A 967-nucleotide genomic window follows, 5' to 3' on the forward strand; every position below is an offset into this window, starting at 1 on the left:
GACATCGTGCGGGTGGCGTGTCCGTCGCAGGACGACGCGGACGCGTTGGGTGAGATCGCGCGGAAGTCGCAGATCCCGGTGATCGCGGACATCCATTTCCAGCCGAAGTACGTGTTCGCGGCGATCGACGCGGGGTGTGCGGCGGTGCGGGTGAACCCGGGGAACATCCGGAGGTTCGACGACAAGGTGCGGGAGATCGCGGCGGCGGCGCGGGACCGGGGGACGCCGATCCGGATCGGGGTGAACGCGGGGTCGTTGGATCCGCGGTTGTTGGCCAAGCACGGGAAGGCGACTCCGGAGGCGTTGGCGGAGTCGGCGTTGTGGGAGGCGGGGTTGTTCGCCGAGCACGACTTCCACGATCTGAAGATCTCGGTGAAGCACAACGATCCGGTGGTGATGGTCCGGGCGTACGAGTTGTTGGCGGAGCGGTGTGATTATCCGTTGCACCTGGGTGTGACGGAGGCGGGTCCGGCGTTCCAGGGGACGATCAAGTCGGCGGTGGCGTTCGGGGCGTTGTTGCGGCAGGGGATCGGGGACACGATCCGGGTGTCGTTGTCGGCTCCTCCGGTGGAGGAGGTGAAGGTGGGGCACCAGATTTTGCAGTCGTTGAACCTGCGGCCGCGGAAGTTGGAGATCGTGTCGTGTCCGTCGTGTGGTCGTGCGCAGGTGGATGTGTACACGTTGGCGGAGCAGGTGACGGCGGGTTTGGAGGGTTTGGAGGTGCCGCTGCGGGTGGCGGTGATGGGGTGTGTGGTGAACGGGCCGGGTGAGGCTCGTGAGGCTGATCTGGGTGTGGCGTCGGGTAACGGCAAGGGTCAGATCTTCGTGAAGGGCGAGGTGGTGAAGACCGTGCCGGAGCACTTGATCGTGGAGACGTTGATCGAGGAGGCGATGCGGATCGCCGAGGAGATGGGCGAGACGGTGGCCGGTGGTGAGCCGGTCGTCACCGTCGGCTGAGCCGGGTGGG

The 967-nt window shown here is 66.4% G+C and carries 1 protein-coding gene; it reads left to right on the plus strand.

Going from position 1 to position 967, the window contains the following annotated elements; translation table 11 throughout:
• Positions 1–957 (plus strand): flavodoxin-dependent (E)-4-hydroxy-3-methylbut-2-enyl-diphosphate synthase (ispG, locus tag KZQ38_RS35690; RefSeq protein ID WP_219448452.1); only part of this gene is annotated, 957 nt, incomplete at its 5' end.
• Positions 958–967: the final 10 nt, after the last annotated feature.

The organism is Saccharothrix obliqua (genome assembly GCF_019375475.1).
GTDB lineage: Bacteria > Actinomycetota > Actinomycetes > Mycobacteriales > Pseudonocardiaceae > Actinosynnema > Actinosynnema obliqua.